This is a genomic window from Protofrankia sp. Cj3 (assembly GCF_917627355.1).
Classification (GTDB): domain Bacteria; phylum Actinomycetota; class Actinomycetes; order Frankiales; family Frankiaceae; genus Protofrankia.
This window is the reverse complement of sequence record NZ_CAKJTR010000166.1, coordinates 2,323-6,894: the sequence shown is the minus strand read 5'-3', so window position 1 is coordinate 6,894 and position 4,572 is coordinate 2,323. Positions and strand designations below refer to the sequence as shown.

Sequence of the window (4,572 nt, the reverse complement as noted above, 5' to 3'; positions counted from 1 at the left end):
ACCGCGGGGAGCACCAGCGGCCAAGGAGCCTGGCGAAGGAGGACGCCGGGGCACACCATCACGGCGTGACCTTGCCAGCCAGCGCCCGGGGGGACGGCCGCGAGACCGGATCGGTCTGGTCGAGCAGAAACGCCAGCAGCGCTTTCTGGGCATGCAGCCGGTTCTCGGCCTGGTCGAAGACAACCGACCGGGGGCCGTCGAGGACGGAACCCGTGATCTCAAGGCCACGGTGCGCTGGCAGGCAGTGCATAATGATCACATCAACGGCGGCGGCCTCCACCACCTTCTCATCGAGCTGATACGGCTGAAAGACCAGCGACCGGCTGTCAGCTTCGCTCTCCTGGCCCATCGAGGCCCAGACATCGGTGTACAGCACGTCCGCACCGGACGCGGCTTCCCGCGCGTCGTGCGTCACGCTGACCGCGCCGCCAGTCCTCGAACAGATCTCGGCTGCCTGCCGCAGCACCTGCTCGAAGGGCTCGTATCCGGGCGGCGAGGCCACCCGGACCCGCATGCCGGCAAGCGCGCCAGCCAGCACCAGCGAATGCGCGACGTTGTTGCCATCCCCGAAGTAGGCAAGGGTCAGCCCAGCGAGGGTGCCGCGGTGCTCCCGGATCGTCTGCAGGTCCGCGAGCGCCTGACACGGATGAGCATGATCGGAAAGAGCGTTGACCACGGGCACCGAGGCCGCCGCCGCCATCCGCTCCAAGCGGTCCTGCGCGAACGTCCGCACCACGATCGCGTCGACATACCGGCTGAAGACCGCAGCCGTGTCCTCGATGGACTCGCCTCTGCCCAGCTGGGTGGCGGCCGCATCCACGACCACGGGGTGGCCACCGAGCTCGGCCACGGCGACGTCGAACGACATCCGGGTGCGGGTGGACGGTTTCTCGAACAGCAACGCCACCGAGCGGCCAGCAAGTGGCCTGGGCCCAGCGTCGCGCACCCGGCGGGTCGCCTTCACACGGTCGGCCGCGTCGAGCAGGGCAGCCTGTTCATCCGGCGTCAGGTCGGTGTCGAGGAGAAAGTGTCGGATGGTCATGAGGTGGCCTCCAAAGCGAGCATCGCAGCGAGCGCCAGCGAACGAGGAGCGCAGCGGCGGAGGACACCGGGACACACCGTCATGCGCAGACCTTAGAGTCTTCGGCCGCGGTCAGCGCCGCTCGGCCGATCGCGGGCAGCGCCGCGACAAACGTGGCCGCCTCCGCGGCCGAGAGCACCAACGGCGGGGCGAGCCGCACCGCGTCCGGGCTGACGGCATTGACCAGGAAACCCGCATGGCAAGCGGCGGTTTCGAAGGCGGCGGCGAACGGCGAGTTCAGCTCGATCGCCAGCCACAGCCCACGGCCGCGGATCCCCACCACGCCCGGCACACCGGCGTCGAGGATCCCGTCGGTCAGGACGCGCCCGACCTCCACCGCGTTCGCGATCAGTCCGTCCCGCTCGATGGTGTCGAGCACCGCGAGCGCGGCCGCGCAGACAATCGGCCCCCCGCCGAACGTGCTGCCATGATCACCGGGGCGCAGGAGCTGGCCGGCCGGGCCGAACCCGACGCAGGCTCCGATCGGCAGACCGCCGCCGAGTCCCTTGGCCAGGGTCACGATATCGGGGACGATCGCCTCGCTCTGGTGCAGAAACCAGGTTCCGGCCCGGCCGATACCGCTCTGGATCTCGTCAAGGACGAGCAGCGCGCCGGCCCGGTCGCAAATGGCACGGGCCGCTCGCAGGTAGCCGGGCGGCGGCGGGATCACCCCTGCCTCGCCCAGCGTCGGCTCCAGGAAGACCGCGGCGGTACGGTCGCTGACCGTCGCCGCCAGGGCGGCGATATCGCCATAGGGAACAAAGCGTGCGCCGGGCAGCAGCGGTTCGAACAGCGCCCGTTTGGACGCCTGGCCAGTAATCGACAGAGCGCCTAGAGTACGTCCGTGAAAAGATCCATCCGCTGCGACGATCTCGGTGCGGCCGGTCCGCCGAGAGATCTTGATGGCCGTCTCGTTGGCCTCCGCGCCCGAGTTGCAGAAGAACACCCGACCAGCGACGCCCAGCAGTCCCAGCAGCCGCTCGGCCAGGGCGACCTGCGGTTCGTTCACATAGAGGTTGGAGACATGGCCAAGGCGCCCGACCTGATCGCACACCGCGGCCTGCACCGCCGGGTGGCAGTGGCCGAGGGCGCTGACTGCGACCCCGGCGATCAGGTCGAGATACTCGCGCCCGTCCGCGTCCCACACCCGGGTGCCGGCACCGCGTTCCAACGCGATCCGTGGGCGGCCGTAAGCCGCCATGATCACAGCATCCCGGCGATCGAGCAGGTCAGCGTTCATGAGGCTCCTCCTACGGTATGCACGGACGTGGCGGCGGGTACAGCGGCCGCTGTGGTCGCGGCGGTGTCCACCGTGGCCGCAGCTGGCGTGATCAGAGTCCCGATCCCGTCATCGGTGAAGACCTCCAGCAGAATGGCGTGTGCCACTCGGCCGTCAAGGACGTGGGCCTGCGGCACGCCACCGTGCACGGCTCGCAGGCAGGCCTCCATCTTCGGGATCATCCCGGTGGTCAGCGTCGGCAGGAGGGCAGCGAGCTCCGCCACGGACAGCTCGCTGATCACCTCGTCGCTGTGCGGCCAGTCCGCGTACAGGCCCTCGACATCGGTAAGGATGACCAGCTTCGCCGCGCCGATCGCGGTAGCCAGAGCGGCCGCGGCAATGTCGGCGTTGACGTTGTAGACCCCGTCGTCGATCCCCCGGGCGACGGTGGCGACCACCGGGACCTTGCCGGAGTCCAGCAGCGCCGTCAGGGTCTCCGGGGCGACCTGGACGACGTCCCCGACCAGCCCGATATCGATCTCGCGGCCGTCCACGACCGCCGGTTTGCGCCGCGCGGTGAGCAGGTTGGCATCCTCACCGGACAGGCCCACCGCGAACGGGCCGTGACTGTTGATCAATCCAACGACATCCCGGTTGACCTGGCCGACCAGGACCATCCGGACGATCTCCATCGTCTCCGGAGTGGTCACCCGCAGGCCACCGGCGAACACCGACTCGACACCGAGCCGGGCCAGATGGGCGGTGATCTGCGGCCCGCCCCCGTGGACCACGACCACCCGCAGGCCCGCGTAGCGCAGGAACACGACGTCCGCGGCGAACGCCTCCCGCAGCACCGGGTCGGTCATGGCGTGGCCGCCATATTTGATCACAATGGTGGAACCGTGGAACCGCGACAGCCAGGGCAGCGCCTCGATCAGCACGGTGGTCTTGGCCAGCGCGGCATGCCCCCGGGCCAGCGCCGGGGGCCGGCCCGCCCCCGGTACAGCGGTCATGTCGAGTACGCCGAGTTCTCGTGGACATACCCGTCGGTCAGGTCGTTCGTCCAGACCGTCAGTTCACTGGGGCCGGCGTGCAGGTCGATCCGGATGGAGACCTCCCGGCCGGTCAGGTCGACGAGTTCGCGCGGCTCCCCCGGCCCGCCCGCCCGGCACACCCACACTCCGTTGATCGCGACGTCGAGCGCGTCCGGTTCGAAGGATGCGCGGGTGGTGCCCACGGCCGCGAGCACCCGGCCCCAGTTCGGGTCGTTGCCGTAGAGCGCGCACTTGAGCAGGTTGCAGCGCGCGACCGACCGGCCGACCTCCAGCGCGTCGGCCTCGTCGGCGGCACCGGTAACGGTGATCGCGATCGTCTTGGTCGAGCCCTCCGCGTCGGCGAGCAGCTGCCCGGCCAGGTCAGCGCAGGACTCGGTCACCAGGCCAGCGAGCGTTTCCGCGGATACCCGCACGCCGGACGCACCGTTGGCCAGCAGCAGCACGGTGTCGTTGGTCGACATGCAGCCGTCGGAGTCCACCCGGTCGAAGGTGGTACGGCAGGCGTCCCGCAGCAAACGGTCGGCGGTGACCGGGTCGACGACCGCGTCCGTGGTCAGCACCACGAGCATCGTGGCGAGCGCCGGCGCGAGCATCGCGGCGCCCTTGGCCATCCCGCCGACCGTCACTCCACCAGCCGCGCGCACAACCTGTTTGCTGACGGTGTCGGTCGTACAGATCGCCTCGGCCGCCGCCGGCCCGCCGGTGGCCGACGCCCCGGCCACCGCCTTGGTAACGCCGGGCAGCAGCAGATCCATGGGGAGCCGTATCCCGATCAACCCGGTCGAGCAGACGGCGACCTCGCCCGCACCCATCCCCAGCAGGCCGGCGGTGTGCTCGGCGGTGCGATGGGTGTCGGCGAAACCGGCAGGCCCCGTACACGCGTTGGCACCGCCGGAGTTCAGCACGACCGCCCGCAGCCGGCCGTCCGCGAGCACCTGACGTGACCAGATGACGGGCGCGGCCTGCACCCGGTTGCCGGTGAACACACCCGCGGCCGTGTCCGACGGACCGCCGTTGACGACAACCGCGACATCCGGACGCCCGGACGGCTTGAGCCCAGCCGCCACTCCTGTGGCCCGAAACCCCCCCGGGGCAGTCACGCTCACAGCCTTACACCCATGATCGCTCCTTACTGCGTCGGTATGAAAAGCCACTGTCAGCAGGGCCGAATGCGAATGATTGAATTCAGGCGGCGGACGCCGGATCCTCACCGCGGG

The 4,572-nt window shown here is 70.0% G+C and carries 4 protein-coding genes; all 4 read right to left on the bottom strand.

Annotated features, from left to right (window positions below):
- Positions 1 to 58 precede the first annotated feature (58 nt).
- Entirely contained in the window at positions 59 to 1,042 is a 984-nt protein-coding gene (argF, locus tag MJ783_RS18525) for an ornithine carbamoyltransferase (protein ID WP_239311998.1), read from the bottom strand.
- 79 nt (positions 1,043 to 1,121) lie between these two features.
- Positions 1,122 to 2,321: an acetylornithine transaminase gene (locus MJ783_RS18520; RefSeq protein ID WP_239311995.1), complete on the bottom strand. Its 1,200-nt coding sequence runs from the start codon at positions 2,319 to 2,321 to the stop codon at positions 1,122 to 1,124.
- Positions 2,318 to 3,313, bottom strand: coding sequence for an acetylglutamate kinase (gene argB, locus MJ783_RS18515; protein WP_239311993.1), 996 nt, complete (start codon positions 3,311 to 3,313; stop codon positions 2,318 to 2,320). Before argB ends, MJ783_RS18520 begins: the two co-directional genes overlap by 4 nt.
- Positions 3,310 to 4,461: a bifunctional glutamate N-acetyltransferase/amino-acid acetyltransferase ArgJ gene (gene argJ, locus MJ783_RS18510; RefSeq protein ID WP_239311991.1), complete on the bottom strand. Its 1,152-nt coding sequence runs from the start codon at positions 4,459 to 4,461 to the stop codon at positions 3,310 to 3,312. The genes argB and argJ overlap by 4 nt, the downstream gene beginning before the upstream one ends.
- Between the last annotated feature and the right edge of the window lie 111 nt (positions 4,462 to 4,572).